The sequence below is a fragment of the Fructilactobacillus sp. X2R5C3 genome, assembly GCF_059901325.1.
On sequence record NZ_JBWXUY010000082.1, the window covers coordinates 1 to 231 of the forward strand.

The 231-nt window shown below is 31.2% G+C and carries 1 protein-coding gene; it reads left to right on the forward strand.

The window, feature by feature from the left end; all coding sequences use genetic code 11:
- Positions 1-231: DUF6157 family protein (locus AC6UDE_RS07250; RefSeq protein WP_500697072.1), on the forward strand; the 231-nt coding region annotated here is incomplete at both ends.

The following is a 231-nucleotide window of genomic DNA, read 5'->3' on the forward strand; positions in this document are numbered from 1 at the left end:
GGCTTATATTGAGCATGATTTAATTCATAATAACCCATATAAATTTACACAAGAAGACGTACAATTCAAAACATACTTAATCAAGAATAAAATAGAAGAGAAAAATGTAGCTGAACTTCGAGAACAGTTCTTTTCAAAATCCAAGGCTTGCTTCAGAGCTTCTCCTTTAGTGAAAAATCATGGTTGGGGAATTCATTATAATAATCAAGGGAAAATTGCCATATATGATGC